Source organism: Streptomyces sp. NPDC047002 (assembly GCF_040704505.1).
Lineage (GTDB): Bacteria > Actinomycetota > Actinomycetes > Streptomycetales > Streptomycetaceae > Streptomyces.
In genome coordinates this window covers 1-25,379 of sequence record NZ_JBEYWC010000029.1, presented here as the reverse complement: position 1 = coordinate 25,379, position 25,379 = coordinate 1, and the positions used below count along the sequence as shown (strand labels likewise).

Below are 25,379 nucleotides of genomic sequence, written 5' to 3'. Positions count from 1 at the left end.
GTGATATCTGAGGGTTCGCGTTCGATTCTGTTCGCTTCTCGCCGTGGTCCCCGAGCCGCCAATCGCCGGACCTGCACGGACACAAGCGCTGGAGGAGCCGCGCCGCTGCGGCGCGGCCGTGGAGGACGGCTCGATGAAGAGATCCGTACGCGGCCTGCTGGCCGCGTTCACCGGGGGCCTGCTGCTCGTCACGGGACTGACGGCCCAGGCGCAGGCCGACGGCGCCCCTGGCGGCGGCGCAGGCCAGGCGGCGGGCGCCAAGCCCGTACTGGGCTGGAGCAGTTGGAGTTTCGTCCGCAAGAACCCGACCGCCGGGAACATCGAGGCGGCGGCGCGGGCCATGAAGAAGAGCGGCCTGGCACGCGAGGGCTACCTGTACGTCAACGTCGACGACTTCTGGTACCACTGCCCCGGCGACCAGGGCCCCGACGTGGACCGCTACGGCCGCTGGGTCACCGACGAGACCAAGTTCCCACCGAAGGGCGGCGAGAACGGCATCCAGGCCGTCGCCGACCACGTGCACTCCCTCGGCCTGAAGTTCGGCCTGTACGTGACGCCCGGCATCTCCCACCGGGCGGTGGTGGAGAACACCGCGATCAAGGGCACCAAGTACCACGCCGCCGACATCGCCACCTCCGCCGCGGAGAACAACTACAACTGCGGCGGCATGGTCGGGATCGACTACGGCAAGCCGGGCGCCCAGGCCTTCACCGACTCCTGGGCCGACCAGTTCGCCGGCTGGGGCGTCGACTACGTCAAGATCGACGGGGTCGGCACCCCGGACATCCAGGACGTGCGGGCCTGGTCGCGTGCGCTGGAGCAGACCGGGCGCCCGATCCACCTGGAGCTGTCGAACAGCCTCGACATCGGCAACGCGGACCGGTGGGCCGCGCTCTCGGACGGCTGGCGCACCGGCGGCGACATCGAGTGCTACTGCGGCAAGGACGACAGCAGCTACCCGCTGACCTCCTGGTCGTCCGTCTCCTCGCGCTTCGACCAGGTGGCCGACTGGGCACCGTACGGCGGCCCGGGCGGCTTCAACGACTACGACTCGATCGAGGTCGGCAACGGGGCCGGCGACGGGCTGACACCCGACGAGCGCAAGACCCAGCTGAGCCTGTGGTCGCTTGCCGCCTCGCCGCTGATGCTGGGCACCGACATCACCCGCCTCGACCCGGCCGACCTGGCGCTGCTGCGCAACACCGACGTGCTGGCCGTCGACCAGGACGCCGTCGACGCGCGGCGGCTGGCCAAGGACGCCACCTCCCAGGTCTTCGCCAAGCGGGAGAAGAACGGCGACGCGGTCGTCGGCCTGTTCAACACCGGCACCAGCACGCGCGCGGTGACCACCACCGCCGCGGCGCTCGGGCTGCCCGGCGCCGCCGACTACGCGGTGCGGGACCTGTGGACCCACCGCGCCTCCGAGTCGGCCGGCACGATCGCGGCCGACGTGCCGCCGCACGGCGTGGTCCTGTACCGCGTCCATCCGCTGCGGCACACCGCACCCGCCACCCGCCCCGTGACCGCGGTCGCGGTCCACTGGTCGGCCGGCCCCGCGCAGGTGCCGGGCGGCTCCGCGTACACCGTCACCACGACCTTCTCCGACTACGGCTCGACGCCCGTCAGGGACGTCCGCCTGAAGCTGGCGCCCTCCGCGGGCCTCACGGCCGTCGCGACCTCGCCCGCCGCGTTCCGCGAGGTGCCCGCCGGCGGCACGGCGCGCGCCACGTACCGGGTGACGGTCCCCGCGTCCGACGACCTCTTCACCACCGGCACGGTCGACGCCTCGGCCGCCTACCGCTACCTGGGGGCCGCGCCCGCCCGGCAGTCGGCGGGCGACACGGTCACCGTGCACAAGCCGGTGCAGGCGCCGTACCGCTCCTACGCCTCGACCGGCGCGGACTTCAGCCAGGACGGCACCAGGCTCGGCATCCGCGCCCAGGGCGCCGACCTGTACAACGGCATCAACGAATACGGCGCGCTGTACCTGCAGGGCGCAGAGCACGACGGCTCCACGACCACGGTCAGGGTCGACTCCCAGTCGGACACCGACGCCTGGGCGAAGACCGGCATCATGGCGCGCAACGACATCACGGACGCCGACCACTCCCCCGGGTTCGTGATCCTCGTGGAGACGCCGGGCCACGGCTACCTGCTGGACTCCGACAGCGACGGCGACGGCAACCTCGACACCGAGAGCGCGGTCGGCACGTCGGCCTGTCCGTCGTGGCTGAAGCTGGTGCGCGAGGGCACCACGTACACCGGCTACTACTCCACCGACGGCAGCACCTGGAAGACGGTCGGCACGGCGGACGTGCCGAGCGCGGCCGCCACCCAGGACGTGGGCGTCTTCGCCACCTCCCACAACCCGGGCACCACGGGCGAGGTCGACTTCGACGGCTTCACCCAGGAGTGAGCGCGTGACCGGCTGAGACGCGGGGCGGGCGGCGCCCCGGCCCTCCAAGCCCCCGGCGCGGCCACCGGCCGCGCCGGGGGCTTCTGCGTTCCCGTGCGCCGCCGCCTTGACGCACGTTGCTAATGGCATTAGCTTTTAGTTAACGGTATTAGCCACAGTCGGCGGTACGCCGCCGCAGACCGAAGGACTGCCATGACCGAGTACCTCGCCGTCGACGGCGGCACGCTCGCATACGAGGTGGCGGGCGCCGGCCCGCTGATCGTCCTCGCCCACGGGATGGGCGACAGCAGGGAGGCCTACCGCCGGATGGTCCCGCAGCTCGTCGCGGCCGGCCACCGGGTCGCAGCCGTCGACCTGCGCGGCTGCGGCGAGTCGAGCACCGACTGGCCCGAGTGGAGCCGCACGGCCCTCGCGGGGGATCTGCTCGCCGTGGTCCGCCACCTCGGCGGCCCCGCCGTGCTCGTCGGCCACTCGATCTCCGGCGGCGCCGCCACCGTCGCGGCCGCGCTCGAACCCTCGCTGATCACCTCGGTGGTGGAGATCGCGCCCTTCACCCGCAAGCAGTCGACGCGCATCGGGGACCTGCGGGTGCGGCGCTTGAGGCGGGCCATGGTGCGGCTGCTCGGCGCCGGCCTGTTCGGCAGCCGGCGCCTGTGGCGCTCCTACCTGGAGGTGGCCCACCCGGGCGCGGAGCCCGCGGCCCTGGCCGAACGGCTCGCCCGCATCGACGCGATGCTGCGCGAGCCGGGCCGGATGAAGGCGCTCCAGGCCATGGGGCGCGGCACCCCCGCAGACGCGGGCGCCCGGCTCGGGGAGGTGCGCTGCCCGGTGCTCGTGGTGATGGGGACGCTCGACCCGGACTGGGCGGACCCGGGCGCCGAGGGCGCCGCGGTCGTCGGGGCGCTGCGGCCCGGCCTCGGGCGCCTTGCGATGATCGAGGGCGCGGGCCACTACCCGCACGCCCACGTCCCCGACCAGGTGGTTTCGCTGATGCTCGACTTCCTCGGCCCGGACGCGGCCCGTGCCTAGGGCGGGACTCGACCCCGCGGCCGTCGTGGCGGCAGGTGCCGCGCTCGCCGACGAGGTCGGCGTCGCCGACCTGACGATGGGCCTGCTGGCCCAGCGGCTCGGCGTGCGCACCCCGTCCCTCTACAAGCACGTGGCGGGTCAGGACGACCTGGGCCGCCGCATCGCGGCCCTCGCGCTGCGCGAGGCCGCCGACGCCGTGGGCGGCGCGGTGCAGGGGTACGCGGGCCGGGACGCGCTGGCGGCGGCGGCCCGCGCCTTCCGCGCCTTCGTCCTCGCACACCCCGGCCGGTACGCGGCGACCATCGGCGTGGAGCCCGAGGGCCCTGACGACCCGGTGGCCGAGGGCGGCAGGCGGCTGCTCGACGCGTTCACCGCGGTGCTGCGCGGCTACACGATCGCCGAGGCCGACGTGGACCACGCCCTGCGCACGCTGCGCAGCCTCTGCCACGGCTTCGCCACCCTCCAGTCGGGCGGCGGCTTCCAGTGGAGCGCCGACGTGGACGAGAGCTTCGACTGGCTGATCGCCTTCGCCGACCGGGGCCTGCGCTCCGGCTGAGGAGCGCGCGGGAAGCGGTCCGCCGCCACACGTACCGATCCCGTCCACGGCCGCAGGCCGGGGGCCGGTCCGCGGCCGTACGCGCCGATCCGGCCTACGGCCGCAGGCCGCGCAGCAGCAGCGCGCACACCGCGTCGAAGTCCGCCGCGGTCTCCTGCGCGTGCCACTCGTGGGCGTGCGCCGGGTCGTGGAAGCGGGCCGTGGCGTGCCAGAGGGCGCGGGCCGTGGCCGCTGCGTCGCCCGCGGCGAACTCGCCGTCCGCGATCCCCGCGGCCACGATCACCTCGAGCTGCCCGACGAGGACGTCGATGTGCCGGGCGACCGCGTCGCTGTTCTCCCTGGCGAGCGCGAGGAAGGTGGCGAACAGCTCGGGGTCCTCGCCCGCCCTGCGCCGCTTGGCCTCGAAGAGGGCGCCGAGCCAGCGGCGCAGCCGCTCCCCCGCGCCGCCGCCGTCCTCGGCGATGACGCAGAGGTCGCCCTGCTCGGGGGCGAGCCACCGCACCGCGACGGCCTCGCGCAGCGCCGCCTTCGTGCGGAAGTGGCGGTACACGCTGCCGTGGCTGACGCCGAGCGCCCTCGCGACGTCCACGACCGTGGCCTTGGCCGGGCCGTAGCGGCGCAGCACGTCCTCGGTGGCTTCGAGGATCCGCTCGGGGGTCAGGGGCGTCTCGGAGGGCGGCATCGGGTCCCTTATGTCGTCTGCTTCTTCTCGCTGTCGAGGTGGGCCATCTGCTCCTCCGGGTAGCGCGCGCCGATCGCGGCGCCGGGCGGCACGGCCTCCTCGACGGCGGCCAGGTCATCGTCGTCGAGCCTAACGTCAAGCGCGCCGAGCGCCTCGGCCAGCCGGTCGCGGCGGCGGGCCCCGACGACCGGCACGAGGGCGGCGCCCCTGCGCTCCCCCTGCGCGAGGACCCAGGCGATGGCCGTCTGCGCGACGGTGACGCCCTTGGCGTCGGCGACGGCGCGCAGGGCGTCCACGAGGTCGAGGTTGCCGTCGATGTTCTCCGCCCGGAAGCGGGGGCTGAGCCCGCGGAAGTCGCCGGGCCCGGGCTTCCGTCCACGGGCCCAGTGCCCGCTGATCAGGCCGCGCGAGAGGACGCCGTACGCGGTGATGCCGATGCCGAGCTCCCGGCACAGCGGCAGGATCTCGTCCTCGATGCCGCGGTCGAGCAGGGAGTACTCGATCTGGAGGTCGGCGATCGGGGCGGTGGCCGCGGCCCTGCGGATGTTCTCGGGGCCCGCCTCGGAGAGACCGATGTGCCCGACGTACCCGGCGTCGACGGCCTCGGCGATGGCGCCGACCGTCTCCTCGATGGGCACGGCGGGGTCGACGCGGGCGACGCGGTAGATGTCGATGTGGTCGGTGCCCAGGCGCTGGAGCGAGTAGGCGAGGAAGTTCTTCACGGCCTCCGGCCGGCCGTCGTGGCCGAGGAAGCGGCCCTCGCGGTCGCGGAGCGCGCCGAACTTGACGCTGGTCACGGCCTGTTCGCGCAGGGCGGCGGGGGCGGTGCGCAGGGCCTCGTTGATGAGCAGTTCGTTGTGGCCCATGCCGTAGAAGTCACCGGTGTCGAGCAGGGTGATTCCGGCGTCGAGCGCTGCGTGGAGGGTGGCGATCGACTCGGGGCGGTCGGTGTCGCCGTAGGCGGGCGACATGCCCATGCAGCCGAGGCCGAGGGCGGAGACCTGGGGGCCGGTGGTACCGAGCGTGCGGGTCTGCACAGGTGGCTCCTTGGGACGTGGCGGGACGTACCCAGGGAGCATCACATATGCGCTGACAGATTTCAATATTTGTTACCGCAAGGCGCGGGCCTCCGTGCGCCGGGCAGGCGGGTCGGGCGGGCTCAGGCCGAGGTCGGGCGGACCGGGCCGAGGCCGGGCGGGCTCAGGCCAGGGTCAGGGCGCCGGGCGCCTCGCGCTCGAAGACGGCGACGAGGTCGTCGAAGTCGGTGGGGCCGCGGCCGGCGCGGGCCTCGGCGAGGCGGGCGCGGAGCGCGGGGTGCTGGGTGGGATGGGCGCGGGCCAGCCGGCGTTCGAGGGTGCGCGCGGTCTCGGCGTGGCCGAGGGCCGCGCGGGAGCGGGCGTGGTCGCGCCAGACGAAGGCGAAGTCGCCGTCGTCGGGGGTGCCGTAGCCGCCGCGCAGGCAGTCGGCGAGCGCGTCGAGGTTCGCGCCGAAGTATCCGCCGGGGCCGTTGACGGCGGCGCCGACGGCCCGCCAGAAGGCGTCGAGGCCGGTGACCTCCGCCCCTTCGATCACATAGGTGGTGGTCATGGGGCGGAGGGTACCTCTCCGGGTGGGGCCGGACTCGGTCGTGGAGCGTGGAGCGGGCGGATCGGACCCCGGTCAGGCGGATCCGCCCCGGGTCAGCAGGAGAAGTCGATCGCGTCGAAGGACGCGTAGTGGTCCGAGGTGTAGTACTCTTCGTCGTTCTGCTGCCCGGTGATGATGCGGCGCGCGCCGCGGTCGGAGGAGCCGGGGGTGACGACCGTGTACTCGTGGTAGTACCCGCTGGACTGGCTGGGCAGCAGGTGCTCGTCGTTGCGGAAGACCTCCCCGTCCTGCTTGTAGGGGAAGGGGCCGCCCTGGTCGATGAGGTCCTGGGTGTCGTGCGCCTGGGAGGGCAGGTCGCCGTAGCAGACGTCACCGACGGCGGCGACGGCGTGCACGGCGACCGGGGCAGGCGCGGCGGACGCGGAGACGGCGGCGCCGCCGAGGAAGAGGGAGGAGGCAAGGGCTGCGATGCCGCCGAGCGCGGCGAGACGTGGGGGTGTACGCATGGCTCCATGATGACGCGCGTAGACGTGCCCACGTCAATGCCAACGGCTGTCCGTTCGCGGGAAGTTCACCGGCTCTCCTTCGACGCGCGCCCCCTGCCTTGGGCGCGGCGGCGCCCCTCGGCGCGGCAGGACGCCCCGGTCGGCGGCCGCGGCGAGCCAGCGCGGGAACTCGCCGAGCAGCCGGTCGTAGAGGGTCGCGTCGCTCATCCCGCGCGGATCGCTCCCGGCGGGGAAGAAGCCCGCGTTGTCGACCACGCGCCGCTCGGGGACGGCGAGTTCGTCCAGCCTGCGCAGGAAGTCGAAGTGGTGGCTCTGCGGGTCGCCGAAGCCGATGAACTGCCAGAACACCGGCAGGGAGGCCGACTTGCAGACATAGCGCTCCGCGGCGAGGCGGTTGCTCGGCCCGCCGTCGGTCTGGAAGACCACGAGGGCGGGGTCGGTGGAGCCACTGTCGAGATGGCGGTCGATGACCGCGTCCATCGCGACGTGGTAGTTGGTGCGGCCCATGTGCCCGAGCGGGGCGACGATCTCGGCGATGCGGCCCGCGTGGCGGTCGAGCGAGATCTCAGCCTCCGCGTCCACATCGGTGGAGAACACCACGACGGGGACCGTGCCGTCGTCGTCGAGGTGGGCGGAGAGGCCGAGGATCCGGTCGGCGAGCGCCTGCACGCTGCCGTCGCGGTAGTAGGGCCGCATGGAGCCCGAGCGGTCGAGCACGAGGTAGACGGCCGCGCGCTGCCCGCCCAGGCCGTTCTTCTCCAGGGAGACCGCGGCACTCTTGTACACGTTCACCAGGCCGGGTGCGGTGCGCCGCACCGCGTCAAGACCGATCGCGGGGCCCGTACGCCCGTGCGCCTGCGCCATCCGTGCTCCCCTCCCCCGGCGGCCGGGGCACCGGTACCGGCCGTGGGCACCGAGCCTACGCGGCCGCGCCGCGCGTGCGCCGCGCGGGAGCGCGCACATGCCACGGCACCCGCCCTGTCCGGTCGGGGACGCGTGGGCGGGCACCGTGCCGTGCGGAGGGCCGGGGGAAGCGCCTCCCCCCGGCCCGGCCGCCCGTACGCCGTTGTACGGGACGTGTGGGGCCGGGCCGCCCGCAGCGGGGCGGCCCGGGACCCGCGGCGCGGCACCTGCGGGCACGGGGCCCGGGTGCCGCCTGCGCGGCGGTCCCTCAGACCGTGAGCGCGCGGTCCGTGGGCCGGATCGGCGCGTGCAGCTCGCTCGCGCCTGTCAGATAGCCGTCGACGGCGCGGGCGGCCGAGCGGCCCTCCGCGATGGCCCAGACGATCAGCGACTGGCCGCGGCCCGCGTCGCCCGCCACGTACACGCCAGGGACGTTGGTCGCGAAGTCGGCGTCGCGCGCGATGTTGCCGCGCGCGTCGAGCTCCACGCCGAACTGCTCGACCAGGCCGTTGGCCTGGTCCGTGCCGGTGAAGCCCATCGCGAGGGTGACGAGCTGCGCGGGGATGACCCGCTCGGTGCCCTGGAGGGAGTTGAGCTTGCCGTCCTTGAACTCCACCTCCACCAGGTGCAGCGACTGGACGTTGCCGTCGTCGTCGCCCTCGAAGTGGGTGGTGGAGACCGAGTAGAGGCGCTCGCCGCCCTCCTCGTGCGCCGAGGTGACCTTGTAGAGCATCGGGAAGGTCGGCCAGGGCTGGTTCGCGTTCCGCTCCTCGCCCGGCCTCGGCATGATCTCCAGCTGCGTGACGGACAGGGCGCCCTGGCGGTGCGCGGTGCCGACGCAGTCGGCGCCGGTGTCGCCGCCGCCGATGACCACGACGTGCTTGTCCTTCGCGGTGATCGGGGAGACCGTGAGGTCGCCCTCCTGCACCTTGTTGGAGAGCGGCAGGTACTCCATCGCGAAGTGGATGCCGTCCAGCTCGCGGCCCGGCACGGGCAGGTCGCGCGAGACGGTGGCGCCCGCCGCGACGACGACCGCGTCGTAGCGGCGGCGCAGCTTCGCCGCGTCGACGTCCCGGCCGACCTCCACGCCCGTGCGGAACTTGGTGCCCTCCGCGCGCATCTGCTCGACGCGGCGGTTGATGTGGGACTTCTCCATCTTGAACTCGGGGATGCCGTAGCGCAGCAGGCCGCCGATGCGGTCGGCGCGCTCGTACACCACCACGGTGTGCCCGGCGCGGGTGAGCTGCTGGGCGGCGGCGAGCCCCGAGGGGCCCGAGCCGATCACGGCGACGGTCTTGCCGGAGAGCCGCTCGGGCGGCTGCGGGGTGACATCGCCCGCCTCCCACGCCTTGTCGATGATGGAGACCTCGACGTTCTTGATGGTCACCGGCGGCTGGTTGATGCCGAGCACGCACGCGGACTCGCACGGCGCAGGGCACAGCCTGCCGGTGAACTCCGGGAAGTTGTTGGTGGCGTGGAGCCGCTCTATGGCGGCGTTCCAGTCCTCCCGGTAGGCGTAGTCGTTCCACTCGGGGATCAGGTTCCCGAGCGGGCAGCCGTTGTGGCAGAACGGGATGCCGCAGTCCATGCAGCGGCCCGCCTGCTTGCTGATGACGGGCAGCAGCGAGCCCGGTACGTAGACCTCGTTCCAGTCCTTGACGCGCTCCTCGACGGGGCGGGTCCTTGCGACCTCGCGGCCGGTGGTGAGAAAGCCCTTCGGGTCAGCCATGGGTCGCCGCCTCCATCATCTTCTCGGTGGTCTCGGTCTCGGAGAGTCCGGCCAGCTCGGCGGCGTCCTTGGCGGCGAGCACTGCCTTGTACGTGGTGGGGATGATCTTGCTGAAGCGGCCGGCCGCGGTGTCCCACGCGTCGAGCAGCTTGGCGGCGACGGTGGAGCCCGTCTCCTCCTGGTGGCGGCGCACCACCTCGTGCAGCCACTGCCTGTCGGTGTCGTCGAGCTGCCCGACGGCGGACAGGTTGCCCGCGTTGACGTTGTCGGGGTCCAGGTCGATGACGTACGCGATGCCGCCGGACATGCCGGCCGCGAAGTTGCGTCCCGTCGGCCCGAGGATGACGGCGCGCCCGCCGGTCATGTACTCGCAGCCGTGGTCGCCCACGCCCTCGGTGACCACGGTCGCGCCGGAGTTGCGCACGCAGGTGCGCTCACCGCTGCGGCCGCGCAGGAACAGCTCGCCGCCCGTCGCGCCGTACGCGATGGTGTTGCCCGCGATCGTCGAGTACTCGGCGAGGTGGTCGGCGCCGCGGTCGGGCCGTACGACGACCCGGCCGCCCGACAGGCCCTTGCCGACGTAGTCGTTGGCGTCGCCTTCGAGGCGCAGGGTCACGCCGGACGGCAGGAACGCGCCGAAGGACTGGCCCGCGGAGCCGGTGAAGGTGATGTCGATGGTGTCGTCGGGCAGGCCCGCGCCGCCGAAGCGCTTGGTGACCTCGTGGCCGAGCATGGTGCCGACGGTGCGGTTGATGTTGCGGATGCCGATCTGCGCGCGGACCGGCTGGGCGGCCTCCGGGCTCCCGGCGTTCAGCGCGTCCGCGGCGAGGCGGATCAGCTCGTTGTCGAGGGCCTTGCCGAGGCCGTGGTCCTGCTCGACGGTGCGGTGGCGCACGGCGCCCCTGCCGAGCACCGGCACGTGGAACAGCGGCGCCAGGTCGAGGCCCTGGGCCTTCCAGTGGTTCACGGCCCGCTCGGTGTCGAGGAGTTCGGCGTGGCCGACGGCCTCCTCCAGGGTGCGGAAGCCGAGTTCGGCGAGGAGCTCGCGCACCTCCTCCGCGATGAACTCGAAGAACCGCACGACGTACTCGGCCTTGCCGGAGAACCGTTCCCGCAGCACCGGGTTCTGGGTCGCGATGCCGACGGGACAGGTGTCGAGGTGGCAGACGCGCATCATGACGCAGCCGGACACCACGAGCGGCGCGGTCGCGAAGCCGAACTCCTCCGCGCCGAGGAGCGCGGCGATGACCACGTCGCGGCCGGTCTTGAGCTGGCCGTCGGTCTGCACGACGATCCGGTCCCGCAGGCCGTTGAGCAGCAGGGTCTGCTGGGTCTCGGCGAGGCCGAGCTCCCAGGGGCCGCCCGCGTGCTTGAGGGAGGTGAGCGGGGACGCGCCGGTGCCGCCGTCGTGTCCTGAGATCAGCACGACGTCGGCGTGGGCCTTGGAGACGCCGGCCGCGACCGTGCCGACACCGACCTCGGAGACCAGCTTCACATGGATGCGGGCCTGCGGATTGGCGTTCTTCAGGTCGTGGATGAGCTGGGCGAGGTCCTCGATCGAGTAGATGTCGTGGTGCGGCGGCGGCGAGATGAGGCCGACGCCCGGCGTCGAGTGCCGGGTGGTGGCGACCCACGGGTAGACCTTGTGACCCGGCAGCTGGCCGCCCTCGCCCGGCTTGGCGCCCTGGGCCATCTTGATCTGGATGTCGTCGGCGTTGACGAGGTACTCGCTGGTGACGCCGAACCTGCCGGACGCGACCTGCTTGATCGCGGAGCGCCGCGCCGGGTCGTGCAGGCGGTCGGTGTCCTCGCCGCCCTCACCGGTGTTGGACTTCCCGCCGAGCCGGTTCATGGCGATGGCGAGCGTCTCGTGCGCCTCGCGGGAGATCGAGCCGTACGACATGGCGCCGGTGGAGAACCGCTTGACGATCTCGGAGGCGGGCTCGACCTCGTCCAGGGGGATCGGGTCGCGGCCAGAGGCGAAGTTGAACAGGCCACGCAGCGTCATCAGCCGCTCGGACTGCTCGTTGACCCGGCCCGTGTACTTCTTGAAGATGTCGTAGCGGCCCGAGCGGGTGGCGTGCTGGAGCCTGAAGACCGTCTCCGGGTCGAACAGGTGCGGCTCGCCCTCGCGCCGCCACTGGTACTCGCCCCCTATCTCCAGCTTGCGGTGGCTCGCGGAGATGCCGGAGGCCGGGTAGCCCTTGGCGTGCCGGGCCGCGACCTCCTGGGCGACGACGTCGAGCCCCGCCCCGCCGATCTTGGTCGCGGTGCCGTTGAAGTACTTGTCGACGAAGGCCTGGTCGAGGCCGACGGCCTCGAAGACCTGCGCGCCGCGGTACGAGGCGACGGTGGAGATGCCCATCTTGGACATGACCTTCAGGACGCCCTTGCCGAGCGCGTAGATCAGGTTGCGGATGGCCTGCTCGGGTTCGAGGCCCTCGATGAAGGTCCCGGCGCGCACCAGGTCCTCGACCGACTCCATCGCGAGGTACGGGTTGACCGCCGCGGCGCCGTAGCCGATGAGCAGGGCGATGTGGTGGACCTCGCGCACGTCGCCCGCCTCGACGAGCAGCCCCACCTGGGTGCGCTGCTTGGTGCGGATGAGGTGGTGGTGGACGGCCGCGGTGAGCAGCAGCGAGGGGATGGGCGCCTGCTCGGCGTCGGAGTGCCGGTCGGAGAGCACGATGATGCGCGCGCCGCTCTCGATCGCGGCGTCCGTCTCGGCGCAGATCTCCTCGATGCGCGCGGCCAGCGCCTCGCCGCCGCCCGCGACCCGGTAGAGCCCGGAGAGGGTGGCGGAGGCCATGCCGGGCATGTCGCCGTCGGCGTTGATGTGGACGAGCTTGGCGAGCTCGTCGTTGTCGAGGACGGGGAACGGCAGCGTCACACTGCGGCAGGACGCCGCGGTCGGCTCCAGCAGGTTGCCCTGCGGGCCGAGCGACGAGTACAGCGAGGTGACGAGCTCCTCGCGGATGGCGTCCAGCGGCGGATTGGTGACCTGCGCGAACAGCTGGGTGAAGTAGTCGAACAGCAGCCGCGGGCGGGCCGAGAGCGCCGCGATCGGCGAGTCGGTGCCCATGGAGCCGATCGGCTCGGCGCCGGTGCGCGCCATCGGCGCGAGCAGGACGCGCAGCTCCTCCTCGGTGTAGCCGAAGGTCTGCTGGCGGCGGGTGACGGAGGCGTGGGTGTGCACGATGTGCTCGCGCTCCGGCAGGTCGGAGAGCTCGATCTCCCCGGCTTCGAGCCACTCCTGGTACGGGTGCTCCGCGGCGAGCGCCGCCTTGATCTCGTCGTCCTCGATGATGCGGTGCTCCGCGGTGTCCACGAGGAACATGCGGCCCGGCATGAGGCGGCCCTTGCGCACGACCCTTGCGGGGTCGATGTCGAGGACGCCGACCTCGGAGGCGAGGACGACGAGGCCCTCGTCGGTGACCCAGTAGCGGCCCGGGCGCAGCCCGTTGCGGTCGAGTACGGCGCCGACCTGGGTGCCGTCGGTGAAGGACACCACGGCGGGGCCGTCCCAGGGCTCCATCATCGTGGAGTGGTACTGGTAGAAGGCCCGGCGCGCCGGGTCCATGGCGTCGTTGTTCTCCCACGCCTCGGGCACCATCATCAGCACCGAGTGGGGCAGCGAGCGGCCGCCGAGGTGGAGCAGTTCCAGTACCTCGTCGAAGGTCGCCGAGTCGGAGGCGCCGGGCGTGTTGATCGGGAAGATCCGCTCAAGGGCGCCCTCGCCGAACAGCCCGGAGGCGAGCTGCGACTCGCGGGCGCGCATCCAGTTGCGGTTGCCCTGGACGGTGTTGATCTCGCCGTTGTGCGCGACGAAGCGGTACGGGTGGGCCAGCGGCCAGCTCGGGAACGTGTTGGTGGAGAAGCGCGAGTGCACGAGCGCGATCGCGCTGCCGAACCTGCGGTCCGAGAGGTCGGGGAAGAAGGGCTCCAGCTGCTCGGTGGTGAGCATGCCCTTGTAGACGACGGTGCGCGAGGACAGCGAGGGGAAGTACACGCCCGCCTGGCGCTCGGCGCGCTTGCGCAGCACGAACGCCTTGCGGTCCAGCGCGATGCCGGTGCTCGCGTGGTCCGTCACGAACAGCTGCCGGAAGATCGGCTGGGTGGCGCGGGCGGTGAGCCCGAGCATCTGGGGGGCCACCGGCAGCTCGCGCCAGCCGAGGACGGTCAGGCCCTCCTCGGCCGCGATCGCCTCGATGGCCTCGACGCCCTCGTCCGCCTCCTCCGCGGGCAGGAAGGCGGTGCCGACCGCGTACGCGCCGGGCTCGGGCAGCGGGAAGCCCGCGACCTCGCGGAAGAACGCGTCGGGGACCTGCGTGAGGATGCCGGCGCCGTCGCCGGAGTCCGGCTCGGAGCCGGTGGCGCCCCGGTGCTCGAGGTTGCGCAGGACGGTCAACGCCTGCTCGACCAGCTCGTGGCTGGCATCGCCGGTGAGGGTCGCGACGAAGCCGACGCCGCACGCGTCGTGTTCGTTGCGGGGGTCGTACATCCCCTGCGGAGCGGGGCGACCGTCCATGGGCGACCAGGCGTGCGAACGCATCGGCTCTCCCGTCGTCGTCGTGGCATATGCAAGAACCGAGGGACGACGTTGGCCCTCCAAAGAAATTTCGTGCAGGTTACATGATGGTGTTCTGCCCAGAAAGCGGAAGATTCCATCCAACATGCGGACACCTGAACGCGTCCCAGCGGGGTCTCCGAGGTGACGGCCGCCCAGCGAAGGACACGGTGTGTGCCGGACAGTCCGGCGCCTGTCCGGGGGCGCGGGCCTCATTGCCCGCGGCGCTAACGGGTCATGCCCCGGTATCGCGGGATCGAAACCGCCGTGTAACAGGTACGTACGACACGCCCGGCCAGTGTCGCATCCCGCGGCCTCCCGCGCCCAGGGAGATCGGTCACAACGACGGGCGCGGCCGCCGGCGCCCGCGCCCGCCCCTGTCCCCTCGCTTCCCTCACACAGGGGTGTGACCTGCCGTGACCCGCCGCTACAGCGCGGCGCCCAGCACCGCCCCGAGGCCGTACGTGAGGGCCGCGGCGGCCCCGCCGAGCGCGAGCTGCCGCACCCCGCTGAACCACCAGGCGCGGGCCGTCACCCGGGCCACCAGCGCCCCGCAGGCGAAGAGGCCGGCGAGCGCGAGCAGCACGGCGGGCCACAGCGTGGTGGCGCCGAGCAGGAACGGCAGGACGGGCAGCAGCGCGCCCACCGCGAACGAGCCGAACGACGACACCGCGGCCACGGCGGGCGACGGCAGGTCGTCGGGGTCGATGCCGAGCTCCTCGCGCGCGTGGATCTCCAGCGCCTGCTCAGGGTCGGCGGACAGCTGCTCGGCGACCTGCCGGGCGAGGACCGGCTCCACACCGCGCGACACGTAGAGCTCGGCCAGCTCTGCCAGCTCGTCCGCCGGGTTGCGGCGCAGCTCGGCGCGTTCCACGGCGAGCTCGGCCTCGACGAGCTCGCGCTGCGAGGCGACCGAGGTGTACTCCCCCGCCGCCATCGAGAAGGCGCCCGCCGCGAGCCCGGCGAGGCCGGTGATCACCACGGTGTGCGGGGAGACCGCGCCGCCGGCGACGCCGGTCATCAGCGCGAGGTTGGAGACCAGGCCGTCCATCGCCCCGAACACCGCGGGGCGCAGCCAGCCGCCCGTCACGTCGCGGTGGGTGTGGTTCTCGCGGTGTGCGTCGTGCAGTGTCGCGTTCGCCTCGAAGACGGCCATGGTGTGCGTTCCCCTTCCCGCGGGCGGCAGCCCGGTTCCGTACGGAGCCGACGGGCCCCTCCCACGCTCGAAAGTACGCACGGAAATCGATCGCCGCCAGCAAGGAAGGCCGTACTTACCGCAGGTCAAAGGGGTATGGACCGGGCGAGTGGCCCCTCGGGGCGAGGCGGCTCACGCGGTGGCCCCACCGGTCCTTCGCGCGGCCTCGCGGCCCGCGGGACGACCGTACGGGCGGTGCGTGCGGAAGGCGGCGGACACGCTGCGGCGCACGGCGGAACACGGGGTGAACAATCCTCCGCGCGTCCGCGCGAAGGCGTGGGAAGCCGGGGCAGTGCACGGGCCCCCGCGGGACGGCGGTGTGCCGTCCTGCGGGGGCCCGCCCGGGTCCTCGGCTCTACTTCGCGGTCTCCGCCGCCGGGCCGGCGCTCTCCGCCCGCGTCCCCGGCTCTGCGGAGTCACCCGCGCCGGTGGGCTTCTCCGGGTCCGTGGACTCCTCGGGGTCCGTGGACTCCTCGGGGTCCGTGGACTCCTCGGGGTTCTCCGGGTCCGGGTCCGGGTGCGCGCCCGGTTCGACGACGCTCTCGCGGCCGGGGCGCAGCCGCGCCGACAGGACGATGTAGAGCACGGCGAGGACGAACATCACCATGACCGTCCACAGGTTCAGGCGCAGGCCCAGGATGTGGTTGGCCTCGTCGACGCGGAGGTACTCCGTGCCGCCGCGCCCCACGCAGTACAGCGCCACGTAGAGCGCGAAGGCCCGGCCGTGGCCCAGCTGCCACCTGCGGTCGGCCCAGACGACCAGCGCGGCGACGACCAGGCACCACAGCGACTCGTACAGGAACGTCGGGTGGTAGTAGCCGGGCGTGCCGCCGCCGGAGGGGTTGGTGATGTGCAGGGCCCACGGGACGTGGGTCGGCTTGCCGTAGAGCTCCTGGTTGAACCAGTTGCCCCAGCGGCCGATCGCCTGCGCGATCGCGACGGCGGGGGCGAGCGCGTCGGCCCACGCGGCCAGCGGGATGCCCCGCCTGCGGCAGCCGATCCACGCGCCCACGGCGCCGAGCGCGACGGCGCCCCAGATGCCGAGCCCGCCCTCCCAGATCTTGAAGGCGTTGACCCAGTCCTCGCCCTTCTCGAAGTAGAGCTCGGGGTCCGTCACCACGTGGTAGAGACGGCCGCCCACCAGGCCGAAGGGCACCGCCCACACCGCGATGTCCGCGACCGTTCCCGACCTGCCGCCGCGGGCGACCCAGCGCTTGTTGCCGTACCAGACGGCGACGAAGACACCGACGATGATGCAGAAGGCGTAGCCGCGCAGCGGAAGCGGTCCGAGGTGGATCACTCCGACGGACGGACTGGGGATGTAGGCAAGTTCCATGGCAGGTCCGACGCTACCGTGCCGGGCCCCGCGCACGGCCGGTCACCCGGCAACGTCCTGGTAACGGGCGGTTGATTTTCCGGGCAGGCGGGCGGGCCGGGGGCGGGCATGCGGGCGGGGCCGGGGCGGCGCCCCGGCCCCGCCCGCGAGGCCGCGCGGATCAGGCCCCCGGGGTCGCGGCCTTCCCCGGCTGCTTGCCCTTGTTCGCCTCGGCGACCCACTTCCTGAGGTTCGCCGGGGTGATGTTCTCGTTCCCCTTCTTCGGGAAGACGGGGGTGCCGTTGAGCAGGACGGTGGGCGTGCCGGCGAAGCCGCCGGTGCGGAACGCGGCCGCCGACTTGCTGACCCACCCGTCGTGGACGCCCTTGTCGACGCAGTCGGTGAAGCGCTGCGTGGACAGCCCGTCGACCTTGCCCGCGAGCTCGGTCAGCCTGCTGTTCTTGCCGAAGGCGTCCGAGGTCTCCTCGGGCTGGTTCTCGTACAGCACGTCGTGGAACCGCGGGAACCTCCCCGCGTCCTGCGCGCACGCCGCGGCGTTGGCCGCGCGCACGGAGCCGGTGCCGCCCATGTTGCCGTCGATGATCGTGGCGAGGTGGTACTCGACCTTCAACTGGCCGCTGTTCTCCAGCTGGTGGAACGTGTCGCGGAAGACGTTCTCGAACTGCCCGCAGATCGGGCAGCGGAAGTCCTCCCACACGGTGAGCGTGGACGGCGCGTCCGCGGCGCCGACGCGGATCGCGAGGCCGTCCTTGCCGCCCGCACCGGCCGGCGCGCTGACGGGCCCCGCGGCGCCGTCGGCCGGCTCGTCCTTGCCCGCGTTGGCGGCGAGCACGCCGATGCCGGCCGCGAGGGCCAGCACGGCGAGCGCGGTCCCGCCGACGACGAAGCCGCGCCTGCGCTTCTCGCGCGACTTCTCCGCCGCGCGTTCCTGCTGGATGCGCTCTCGGGCGCTCCTGGTTGCCACACGTGTCTTCTCACTCACACGACGGCAACGAACCGGGGAGGTGCGCAGGCGCCTCCCCGGTCCGAGGTCCACCCGTAAGGATGAGACCGTCCCTCACGCGCGTTCGAACGCGGGCGGCGCGCCGCCCCACCGGACGGCGTGCGGCCCGCGGCTCAGCGCGCGGCGGCCCGTACGCCCGCGGCGAGGTCGCGGGAGAGCGCGCGCACCCCGGCGACGGCGGCCGCGCTGTCCTGCGCGTCCAGGACCCGCTTGACGTAGGCGCTGCCGACGATGACGCCGTCCGCGAAGGCGGCGACCTCGGCGGCCTGCGCCGCGTTGGACACGCCGAGCCCGACGCAGACCGGCAGGTCGCCCGCGGCCCTGGTCCTGGCGACGACGTCCCTGGCCTGCTCGCCCACGGACTCACGGGTGCCGGTGACGCCCATCAGCGAGGCCGCGTACACGAAGCCGCTGCCCGCCGCCGTGATCTCGGCGAGGCGCGCGTCCCTGCTGCTCGGGGCGACGACGAAGACGGTCGCGAGGTCGTGCTTGGCGGCGTGCTGCCGCCACAGCGCGGACTCCTGGACGGGCAGGTCGGGCAGGATGCACCCGGCGCCGCCCGCGGCGGCGAGCTCCGCGGTGAAGCGCTCGACGCCGTAGCGGTCGATCGGGTTCCAGTACGTCATCACGAGGACCGGCTTGCCGCTCGCCTCGTGGGCCTCGCGCACGGTGCGCAGCACGTCGGCGATGCGGACGCCGCCGCGCAGCGCGATGTCGTCGGCGGTCTGGATGACGGGCCCGTCGAGGACCGGGTCGCTGTAGGGCAGGCCCACCTCGACGATGTCGGCGCCGCCGTCGAACACCGCTCCGATGGCCTCGATCCCGGCGTCCACGGTGGGGAAGCCCGCCGGGTAGTAGGCGATCAGCGCGGCCCTGTCCTCGGCGCGTGCCGCCGCGAGGGTGTCCGCCAACAGCTGGATGTTCCCGCTCACTTGGCGTCCCCCTCGGGCGAGTCTGCGCGGTCGTCCGCGACGACGGCGGCCGATGCGGTGTCCGGCTCGACCGCGGTGTCCGGTGCGTAGAGCCCGAAGTAGCGGGCTGCCGTGTCCATGTCCTTGTCGCCGCGCCCGGAGAGGTTGACCACGAGCAGGCCGTCCTCGCCGAGCTGCCGGCCCACGGTGAGCGCGCCGGCCAGGGCGTGGGCGCTCTCGATGGCCGGGATGATGCCCTCGGTGCGCGACAGCAGCCGCAGGGCCCGCATGGCCTCGTCGTCGGTGACGGCGAGGTACTCGGCGCGCCCGCTGTCCTTCAGATGGGCGTGCTCGGGCCCGATGCCCGGGTAGTCGAGCCCCGCGGAGATCGAGTACGGCTCGGTGATCTGCCCCTCGTCGTCCTGGAGGACGTACGAGCGCGAGCCGTGCAGGATGCCGGGCTCGCCCGCAGTCAGGGTGGCCGCGTGCTCGCCGGTGGAGACGCCGTGCCCCGCGGCCTCGCAGCCCACCAGGCGGACGCCCGCATCGCCGAGAAACGGGTGGAAGAGGCCGATCGCGTTGGAGCCGCCGCCCACACAGGCGATCGCCGCGTCGGGCAGCCGGCCCGTGCGCTCGATCACCTGCCGCCGCGCCTCGACGCCGATGACGCGGTGGAAGTCGCGGACCATCGCGGGGAACGGGTGCGGTCCCGCGACCGTGCCGAACAGGTAGTGCGTGGTGTCGACGCTGGCGACCCAGTCGCGGAACGCCTCGTTGATGGCGTCCTTGAGGGTGCGGCTGCCGGACTTCACGGCGACGACCTCGGCGCCCAGGATGCGCATCCTGGCGACGTTGAGCGCCTGCCGCTCGGTGTCGATCTCGCCCATGTAGACGACGCATTCGAGGCCGAACAGGGCGCACGCGGTCGCGGTGGCGACGCCGTGCTGGCCCGCGCCGGTCTCGGCGACGATCCGGGTCTTGCCCATGCGCTTGGTCAGCAGGGCCTGGCCCAGCACATTGTTGATCTTGTGCGAGCCGGTGTGGTTGAGGTCCTCGCGCTTGAGGAACACCCGGGCGCCGCCCGCGTGTTCTGCGAAGCGCGGCACCTCGGTGAGCGGGCTGGGGCGGCCGGTGTACTCGACCATCAGCCGGTCGAGTTCGGCCGCGAACGCCGGGTCGGACTTCGCCTTGTCGTAGGCGACGGCGACCTCGTCCACCGCGGCGACGAGCGCCTCGGGGATGAACGTGCCGCCGAACGCGCCGAAATACCCGTCGGCGGTGGGGACCTGCCCCTCGGGATCGGGGATGAAGAACGCAGAGGGATCTGCGGAAGGCCTCGTGGACAACGGAGCAACTCCTCGGAAGCTAAGGACGGAAGGCACCGTATGCGGGCGCGGCACACCTGTGCGCCGCGCGCGCCGGCCTCCGCCATCGCATGCCGTTGACCTGTCCCGGCTCGTCGCCGATGACGTACCGCACCCGCCGCCCGTGCACCCGGCGCGCGGGCGCGCGGCAGCCCCGCGGGCGGCAGCCGCGCGCCAGGGGCGCGTGGCGCGTCTGCGGGGTGTCGGCCGCGGGGAGCGCGGGGCGGTACGCGGGCATGGCGTGCGCTCAGTCCCTGCCGTGGCGCAGGGCCGGATGGGCGCCCGCGGCGACCAGGTCGGCGACGGCCGAGCGCGGGTCGCGGCCGGTGACGAGGGACTCGCCGACGAGCACGGCGTCGGCGCCCGCGTTGGCGTAGGCGATCAGGTCGTGCGGCCCGCGCACGCCCGACTCGGCGACCGTGACGACGCCCGCAGGCAGCTCGGGGGCGACCCGCTCGAAGGTGGAGCGGTCGACCTTGAGGGTCTTCAGGTTGCGCGCGTTGACCCCGACGATGCGGGCGCCCGCGTCGAGGGCGCGCTCCGCCTCCTCCTCGTCGTGGACCTCGACGAGCGGCGTGAGCCCGATGGACTCGGCGCGCTCGACGAGCGAGACGAGCGCGGGCTGTTCGAGCGCGGCGACGATCAGCAGGACGAGGTCGGCGCCGTACGCCCTGGCCTCCCACAGCTGGTAGGAGGTGACGACGAAGTCCTTGCGCAGGACCGGGACGTCGACGCGGGCGCGCACGGACTCCAGGTCGGCGAGCGAGCCGCCGAAGCGGCGCTGCTCGGTGAGGACGGAGATGACGGCGGCGCCGCCCTCCTCGTACTCGGCGGCGAGGGCCGCGGGGTCGGCGATCGCGGCGAGCGCGCCCTTGGAGGGGCTGGAGCGCTTCACCTCGCAGATCACCCTGACCCCTTCGCCCCGCAGCGCCGCGACGCCGTCCTTGGCGTCGGGCACCCGGGCAGCGCGCTGCTTGAGCTCGTCGAGACCGACGCGCGCCTGGCGCTCGGCGAGGTCGGCGCGCACGCCGTCGATGATCTCGTCGAGCACGCTCACGCGAGCGGCCCCCTTCCGTTCAGGCGGGTGGGTCATGTGTTCAGGTTCCGGCCCCTTCGATGCTAGCCGTAAGAGGCCAAAGGCCCTCATCACGGGGTGCGCGGGTCGCGGGCGGGGCCTGTCCGCGGCTCACGGGGCGAGCAGGCCGCCGAAGGGCAGGTTGCGCGCCACGGTGAAGACGGCGACGAGCACGCAGAAGAACCAGCCCCAGTGGCCGCTGATCCGCACGGTGGCGGGCAGGCCCCTGCGGGTCCGCAGCACCCACCGCACCCACAGGACCGCGCAGGCGGCGAAGGCGGCCACGGCGAGCGCGTTGTCGTGCAGCGCGGTCGGCAGGTCGCCCGTGGCGACGGCGTGCGCGCACCGCAGGCCGCCGCAGCCGGGGCAGTAGACGCCGGTCAGCGCGTAGAGCGGGCAGACGGGGTAGTGGCCGGGGCGGTTCGGGTTGACGAGCCCCACGTACGTGAAGGCGGCGGCCGCGCCCGCGAGGACGCCGAGCGGCCTGGCCCACCGGCCGGCCCCCTGTGCGGGCGGCCGCACCACCGGTGCCGTCATCGCTGCCACTCCGTCCCGTGGTCGTCTGCCGCACCCGGCCGCCGGGCGGACGGCCGGGTCCTGCCCCGGCCGGCGGGCGGCCGGGTGGTGCGGGCGCTCAGGCCCTGGCGTGCTGCTGCGCCTGCGCGCCACCGGTGCGGGCGGCGATCTGCGCGCGGCCCGCCTCCTCGCGCGCCTGCCTCATCTCGTCGGACTCCTTCGGCATGCCGAGGCCCATGGCCCGCATGATCACGCCGACGATGCCGCCGAGGACGACCACGCCCATGCTGGCCCAGAAGCCGACCGGGCTGTCGCCCACCATGAAGACCCCGCCGGCGCAGAAGCCGACGAAGGAAATGATGACGCCGGTCCAGGCCGCCGGCGTGTGTCCGTGGCTGCTGTTAGCCGCCATGAGTTGCTCCTCGTTGCTGTGGCGCTGTGTGGTGGGCGCTGTGTCGTCCGCCGGACGCGCGGGGCGGCGTGGCGCCGCCGTCCCGCCCGTCCGATGCTCACCCGGCATTCTCCCGCATGCACTGCGGGTGACGCGCGAGGGGGGTCGGTGCGCGCCACCGGGGCGCGGGGCGCGCGCGTCAGCTCTGCTCGGTGGGGTCCTCGCCCCGGTCGAGCGCCTTCCACACGTCCTCCGGCCTGTCCGGGTCCACGACGGGCTTGCGGCGTGCGGCCGCCCTGAGTCCTGCGGCGCCGGTGCCGCGCTCGTACCGGCCCGACATGGCGGGCCAGCGCCTGCCGTAGCCGACGGCGAGGAGTCCGGCGGCGAGGATCAGCACCCCGGCGACGGCCGCCACGTACGGCCATCCGGTGTGGCTGAGGGCGTGCACGGTCGCCGACGAGTCGCCCGTGGTCTGCGCGGCCTTCTCGTCGAGGGCGTCGGAGCCGGTGCCGCCGAGGAGCGCGGAGACCGCGGTGCCCGCGCCGCTGAGCGCCAGCACGGCCGCCACGGCGAGCCGCCCGGCGCGGCGCACGGCGAACACGGCGACCAGCGCGGCGAGGCCGACCACGGCGAGCGCGGCGGGCACGCCCGTCACGTCGCGGCCGTCGGCGGTGACCGTCACGGCGCCGCCGCCCACGGCGGCCGCGCCCCTGGCCCAGATCTGGCCCGAGGCGATGAGCGCCACCGCGGCGCCCGCGGCGCCGAGGAGCAGGGCTGCTGCGAGGCTGCGGCGGCCGCTCGTGGCGCCGGTCGCGCGTCGCTCGTCGGTGGTGCCCCGGGGGGCGGGTAGCGCTGTCACGCCCTCCACTATCCCCTACGGCCTCCTGCGCGGTTCAGGCGGTGCTGGGCTCCGCGGGGACCAGCCGGTTCGCGGTGTGCACGGCCCGCAGCACCGCGGCGGCCTTGTTGCGGCACTCGGCGTCCTCCGACTCGGGGTCGGAGTCGGCGACGATGCCCGCGCCGGCCTGCACGTAGGCTGTGCCGTCGCGCAGCAGGGCGGTGCGGATCGCGATGGCCGTGTCGGAGTCGCCGGCGAAGTCGAGGTAGCCGACGCAGCCGCCGTACACGCCGCGCCTGCTGGGCTCCAGCTCGTCGATGATCTGGAGGGCGCGGGGCTTGGGCGCGCCGGAGAGCGTGCCGGCGGGGAAGCAGGCGGTGAGCACGTCGAAGGCGGTGCGTCCCGGCGCGACGCGGCCGGTGACCGTGGAGACGATGTGCATGACGTGCGAGTACCGCTCGACGCTCATGAAGTCCACGACCTCGACGCTGCCCGGCTCGCAGACCCGGCCGAGGTCGTTGCGCCCGAGATCGACGAGCATCAGGTGCTCGGCGCGCTCCTTGGGGTCGGCGAGCAGCTCGTCGCCGAGGTCCTGGTCCTCGCGCGGGGTGGCGCCGCGCGGCCTTGTCCCGGCGATGGGGTGCAGCAGGGCGCGCCCGTCCTCGACCTTGACGAGGGCCTCGGGGCTGGACCCGACGACGTCGAAGGCGACGCCGCCGTCGTCGCCGGGGAAGCGGAAGAGGTACATGTAAGGGCTGGGGTTGGTGGTGCGCAGCACCCGGTACACGTCGAGGGCGCTCGCCGCGCAGGGCGTCTCGAACCGCTGCGAGGGCACGACCTGGAACGCCTCGCCCGCCCTGATGCGCTCCTTGATGTCCTCGACGGCGGCCCTGAACTGCTCCCCGCCCCAGCGGGCGGTGTAGTCGGGCAGCTCGGAGGGCGGCAGCGCCGTGGGCACCGTGTCGGCGGCCTTCGCGAGGTCGGCCTGCATGGCGTCGAGGCGGGCGACGGCGTCCGCGTACGCCTCGTCGACACCGGTGTCGAGGTCGTTGTGGTTGATCGCGTTGGCGATCAGCAGGACCGTGCCGTCCTGGTGGTCGAGTACGGCGAGGTCGGAGGTGAGCAGCATGGTCAGCTCGGGCAGGTGCAGGTCGTCGCGGGCGCCGGTGCCCTCGGCGCCCCTGTCGAGCTTCTCCAGCCTGCGCACCACGTCGAAGCCGAGGTGGCCGACCATGCCGCCGGTGAAGGGCGGAAGACCGAGGCCCGCTGTGAGGTCGCGGGGGGTGTGCAGCGCCTCCAGGGTGGCACGCAGCGCGGCGAGCGGGTCACCGCCCGCGGGGACGCCGACCGGCGGGGTGCCGAGCCAGTGCGCGGCGCCGCCGCGCTCGGTGAGGGCGGCGGCCGACCGTACGCCGACGAAGGAGTAGCGGGACCAGGAGCCCTGTTCCGCCGACTCCAGCAGGAACGTGCCGGGGCGCTCGGCCGCGAGCTTGCGGTACAGGCCGACCGGGGTGTCGCCGTCCGCGAGCAGCCGTCTGCTCACGGGGATGACGCGGCGGTCGACCGCCAGCTTGCGGAACGTCTCAAGATCCATGGCGGCAGACCCTACTCGGCCGCGAGGGGCAGTGTGCCGGCGTCGAAGCAGGTGCGGTCGCCGGTGTGGCAGGCGGCGCCGACCTGGTCGACCCTGACGAGCACGGTGTCGCCGTCGCAGTCGAGCGCGACGGACTTCACGTGCTGCGCGTGGCCCGAGGTGTCGCCCTTGACCCAGTACTCGCGCCGGCTGCGGGACCAGTACGTGCAGCGCCCGGTGGTCAGGGTGCGGTGCAGCGCCTCGTCGTCCATCCAGCCGAGCATCAGCACCTCGCCGGTGTCGTACTGCTGGGCGATGGCGGGAAAGAGCCCGTCGGCGTTGCGCGTGAGGCGGGCGGCGACTGCGGGGTCGAGCGGCGTGGTCATGGCCCCATTCTGCCGCGCCCCGCCGCACGCGCGGCGGGGCGCCCACTGGGCGGACAGGGGGCGGCGCCGTACGCTTGCGGGCATGTCGACCCATGCCAAACGTGAACGGCTCCTCCTCGCGGATCTGTTGGAAGCCGCAGGTCCTGACGCCCCCACCCTGTGCGAAGGCTGGCTCACCCGGGACCTCGCCGCGCACGTGGTGGTGCGGGACCGGCGGCCGGACGCCGCGGGAGGCACGGTCATCCCCGCGCTGCGCGCCCGCCTCGACCGGGTGCAGGCGGAGTACGGGGAGAAGCCGTACGAGGAGTTGCTCCAGATGGTCCGCACGGGCCCGGGGAAGATGTCGCCCTTCGGCCTGAAGCAGATCGACGAGGCGGCGAACACCACGGAGTTCTACATCCACGCGGAGGACGTGCGCAGGGCGCAGCCCGACTGGACGCCGCGCGAGGTGGACCCGGTCTTCGCCGACGCGCTGTGGTCGCGCCTGGAGAAGGGCGCGCGGCTGATGGGGCGCAAGGCGCCGGTCGGCCTGGTGCTGCGCCGCCCGGACGGCCGCACCGCTGTCGCGCGCCGCGGCACCCCGGTCGTGACGGTGACCGGCGAGCCGGGCGAGCTGACGCTGTTCCTCTCGGGCCGCCAGGCGTCGGCCGACGTCTCGCTCGACGGGGACAAGGACGCGGTGGCGAAGATCCTGGACGCGAAGCTGGGCGTCTGACCCGGCGCGGCGGGGTCCAGTTCTCCCGGCTCCTCGACGACCTGGGCCTCTTCACCGTCGAGGCGCACGCGAGGACGCGCGAGGAGATCATCTCCTCGCAG

At 73.5% G+C, this 25,379-nt stretch carries 22 protein-coding genes and 1 pseudogene; 4 read left to right on the top strand and 19 right to left on the bottom strand.

The window, feature by feature from the left end:
- Nucleotides 1-133 precede the first annotated feature (133 nt).
- From AB0910_RS23840 to AB0910_RS23830, 3 genes are all read left to right on the top strand, one after another.
- Nucleotides 134-2,416: an NEW3 domain-containing protein gene (locus tag AB0910_RS23840; protein WP_366746657.1), complete on the top strand. Its 2,283-nt coding sequence runs from the start codon at nt 134-136 to the stop codon at nt 2,414-2,416.
- A 192-nt stretch (nt 2,417-2,608) separates the two neighbouring features.
- Entirely contained in the window at nt 2,609-3,445 is an 837-nt protein-coding gene (locus AB0910_RS23835) for an alpha/beta hydrolase (protein ID WP_366746656.1), read from the top strand.
- A gap of 76 nt (nt 3,446-3,521) precedes the next feature.
- Nucleotides 3,522-4,001, top strand: coding sequence for a TetR-like C-terminal domain-containing protein (locus AB0910_RS23830; protein WP_366746704.1), 480 nt, complete (start codon nt 3,522-3,524; stop codon nt 3,999-4,001).
- Nucleotides 4,002-4,095: 94 nt separating this feature from the next.
- Here the strand turns inward: AB0910_RS23830 and AB0910_RS23825 are convergent, their stop codons facing one another.
- The 19 genes and pseudogenes from AB0910_RS23825 to hisI all read right to left on the bottom strand — a co-directional run bounded on the left by AB0910_RS23825 (nt 4,096) and on the right by hisI (nt 24,563).
- Nucleotides 4,096-4,683, bottom strand: a complete 588-nt coding sequence (locus tag AB0910_RS23825; protein WP_366746655.1) for a TetR family transcriptional regulator — start codon at nt 4,681-4,683, stop codon at nt 4,096-4,098.
- 8 nt (nt 4,684-4,691) lie between these two features.
- Nucleotides 4,692-5,720, bottom strand: coding sequence for an aldo/keto reductase (locus AB0910_RS23820; RefSeq protein WP_366746654.1), 1,029 nt, complete (start codon nt 5,718-5,720; stop codon nt 4,692-4,694).
- Between the two features lie 163 nt (nt 5,721-5,883).
- Nucleotides 5,884-6,270 carry a barstar family protein gene (locus AB0910_RS23815; RefSeq protein ID WP_366746653.1) on the bottom strand — a complete coding sequence of 129 codons (387 nt, stop codon included), beginning with the start codon at nt 6,268-6,270 and terminating at the stop codon, nt 5,884-5,886.
- Nucleotides 6,271-6,362: 92 nt separating this feature from the next.
- Nucleotides 6,363-6,776: a ribonuclease domain-containing protein gene (locus AB0910_RS23810; RefSeq protein ID WP_366746652.1), complete on the bottom strand. Its 414-nt coding sequence runs from the start codon at nt 6,774-6,776 to the stop codon at nt 6,363-6,365.
- Between the two features lie 33 nt (nt 6,777-6,809).
- Entirely contained in the window at nt 6,810-7,640 is an 831-nt protein-coding gene (locus tag AB0910_RS23805) for a VWA domain-containing protein (protein ID WP_366746651.1), read from the bottom strand.
- A 307-nt stretch (nt 7,641-7,947) separates the two neighbouring features.
- A complete protein-coding gene (locus AB0910_RS23800; RefSeq protein WP_366746650.1) occupies nt 7,948-9,408 on the bottom strand; it encodes a glutamate synthase subunit beta in 1,461 nt (486 codons plus the stop codon).
- Entirely contained in the window at nt 9,401-13,960 is a 4,560-nt protein-coding gene (gene gltB / locus AB0910_RS23795; protein ID WP_366746649.1) for a glutamate synthase large subunit, read from the bottom strand. The genes AB0910_RS23800 and gltB overlap by 8 nt, the downstream gene beginning before the upstream one ends.
- Nucleotides 13,961-14,402: 442 nt before the next feature.
- Nucleotides 14,403-15,131, bottom strand: coding sequence for a VIT1/CCC1 transporter family protein (locus AB0910_RS23790; RefSeq protein WP_366746648.1), 729 nt, complete (start codon nt 15,129-15,131; stop codon nt 14,403-14,405).
- 394 nt (nt 15,132-15,525) lie between these two features.
- On the bottom strand, nt 15,526-16,506 hold the full coding sequence (gene lgt / locus AB0910_RS23785; RefSeq protein ID WP_366746647.1) for a prolipoprotein diacylglyceryl transferase: 981 nt from the start codon (nt 16,504-16,506) through the stop codon (nt 15,526-15,528).
- A 160-nt stretch (nt 16,507-16,666) separates the two neighbouring features.
- The gene (locus AB0910_RS23780) at nt 16,667-17,488 is read right to left on the bottom strand and encodes a thioredoxin domain-containing protein (RefSeq protein ID WP_366746646.1); all 822 of its coding nucleotides are present in this window, start codon (nt 17,486-17,488) and stop codon (nt 16,667-16,669) included.
- A 134-nt stretch (nt 17,489-17,622) separates the two neighbouring features.
- Nucleotides 17,623-18,441: a tryptophan synthase subunit alpha gene (gene trpA, locus AB0910_RS23775; RefSeq protein WP_366746645.1), complete on the bottom strand. Its 819-nt coding sequence runs from the start codon at nt 18,439-18,441 to the stop codon at nt 17,623-17,625.
- An 86-nt stretch (nt 18,442-18,527) separates the two neighbouring features.
- Nucleotides 18,528-19,766 (bottom strand): annotated as a pseudogene (trpB, locus tag AB0910_RS23770) (tryptophan synthase subunit beta); the annotation flags it as partial.
- 19 nt (nt 19,767-19,785) lie between these two features.
- Entirely contained in the window at nt 19,786-20,022 is a 237-nt protein-coding gene (locus tag AB0910_RS23765) for a tryptophan synthase subunit(beta) (RefSeq protein ID WP_366746644.1), read from the bottom strand.
- Between the two features lie 9 nt (nt 20,023-20,031).
- Nucleotides 20,032-20,841, bottom strand: coding sequence for an indole-3-glycerol phosphate synthase TrpC (gene trpC, locus AB0910_RS23760; protein ID WP_366746643.1), 810 nt, complete (start codon nt 20,839-20,841; stop codon nt 20,032-20,034).
- Nucleotides 20,842-20,970: 129 nt separating this feature from the next.
- A complete protein-coding gene (locus AB0910_RS23755) occupies nt 20,971-21,396 on the bottom strand; it encodes a DUF2752 domain-containing protein (protein ID WP_366746642.1) in 426 nt (141 codons plus the stop codon).
- A 97-nt stretch (nt 21,397-21,493) separates the two neighbouring features.
- Nucleotides 21,494-21,787, bottom strand: coding sequence for an HGxxPAAW family protein (locus tag AB0910_RS23750; protein WP_366746641.1), 294 nt, complete (start codon nt 21,785-21,787; stop codon nt 21,494-21,496).
- Between the two features lie 178 nt (nt 21,788-21,965).
- Nucleotides 21,966-22,625 (bottom strand): TIGR02234 family membrane protein, encoded by a 660-nt coding sequence (locus AB0910_RS23745; RefSeq protein WP_366746640.1) that lies wholly within the window; start codon nt 22,623-22,625, stop codon nt 21,966-21,968.
- Nucleotides 22,626-22,659: 34 nt separating this feature from the next.
- Nucleotides 22,660-24,198 (bottom strand): anthranilate synthase component I, encoded by a 1,539-nt coding sequence (locus AB0910_RS23740; RefSeq protein ID WP_366746639.1) that lies wholly within the window; start codon nt 24,196-24,198, stop codon nt 22,660-22,662.
- An 11-nt stretch (nt 24,199-24,209) separates the two neighbouring features.
- The gene (gene hisI / locus AB0910_RS23735) at nt 24,210-24,563 is read right to left on the bottom strand and encodes a phosphoribosyl-AMP cyclohydrolase (protein WP_366746638.1); all 354 of its coding nucleotides are present in this window, start codon (nt 24,561-24,563) and stop codon (nt 24,210-24,212) included.
- An 82-nt stretch (nt 24,564-24,645) separates the two neighbouring features.
- Between hisI and AB0910_RS23730 the strand changes: the two genes are divergently transcribed.
- The gene (locus tag AB0910_RS23730) at nt 24,646-25,278 is read left to right on the top strand and encodes a TIGR03085 family metal-binding protein (RefSeq protein ID WP_366746637.1); all 633 of its coding nucleotides are present in this window, start codon (nt 24,646-24,648) and stop codon (nt 25,276-25,278) included.
- Nucleotides 25,279-25,379: the final 101 nt, after the last annotated feature.

Coding starts and splice junctions, on each gene's coding strand:
- AB0910_RS23840 (WP_366746657.1), top strand. CDS start 134: ATGAAGAGATCCGTACGCGGCCTGCTGGCCGCGTTCACCGGGGGCCTG.
- AB0910_RS23835 (WP_366746656.1), top strand. CDS start 2,609: ATGACCGAGTACCTCGCCGTCGACGGCGGCACGCTCGCATACGAGGTG.
- AB0910_RS23830 (WP_366746704.1), top strand. CDS start 3,522: ATGGGCCTGCTGGCCCAGCGGCTCGGCGTGCGCACCCCGTCCCTCTAC.
- AB0910_RS23825 (WP_366746655.1), bottom strand. CDS start 4,683: ATGCCGCCCTCCGAGACGCCCCTGACCCCCGAGCGGATCCTCGAAGCC.
- AB0910_RS23815 (WP_366746653.1), bottom strand. CDS start 6,270: ATGACCACCACCTATGTGATCGAAGGGGCGGAGGTCACCGGCCTCGAC.
- AB0910_RS23810 (WP_366746652.1), bottom strand. CDS start 6,776: ATGCGTACACCCCCACGTCTCGCCGCGCTCGGCGGCATCGCAGCCCTT.
- AB0910_RS23805 (WP_366746651.1), bottom strand. CDS start 7,640: ATGGCGCAGGCGCACGGGCGTACGGGCCCCGCGATCGGTCTTGACGCG.
- AB0910_RS23800 (WP_366746650.1), bottom strand. CDS start 9,408: ATGGCTGACCCGAAGGGCTTTCTCACCACCGGCCGCGAGGTCGCAAGG.
- gltB (WP_366746649.1), bottom strand. CDS start 13,960: ATGCGTTCGCACGCCTGGTCGCCCATGGACGGTCGCCCCGCTCCGCAG.
- AB0910_RS23790 (WP_366746648.1), bottom strand. CDS start 15,131: ATGGCCGTCTTCGAGGCGAACGCGACACTGCACGACGCACACCGCGAG.
- lgt (WP_366746647.1), bottom strand. CDS start 16,506: ATGGAACTTGCCTACATCCCCAGTCCGTCCGTCGGAGTGATCCACCTC.
- AB0910_RS23765 (WP_366746644.1), bottom strand. CDS start 20,022: ATGCCCGCGTACCGCCCCGCGCTCCCCGCGGCCGACACCCCGCAGACG.
- AB0910_RS23755 (WP_366746642.1), bottom strand. CDS start 21,396: ATGACGGCACCGGTGGTGCGGCCGCCCGCACAGGGGGCCGGCCGGTGG.
- AB0910_RS23750 (WP_366746641.1), bottom strand. CDS start 21,787: ATGGCGGCTAACAGCAGCCACGGACACACGCCGGCGGCCTGGACCGGC.
- AB0910_RS23740 (WP_366746639.1), bottom strand. CDS start 24,198: ATGGATCTTGAGACGTTCCGCAAGCTGGCGGTCGACCGCCGCGTCATC.
- hisI (WP_366746638.1), bottom strand. CDS start 24,563: ATGACCACGCCGCTCGACCCCGCAGTCGCCGCCCGCCTCACGCGCAAC.
- AB0910_RS23730 (WP_366746637.1), top strand. CDS start 24,646: ATGTCGACCCATGCCAAACGTGAACGGCTCCTCCTCGCGGATCTGTTG.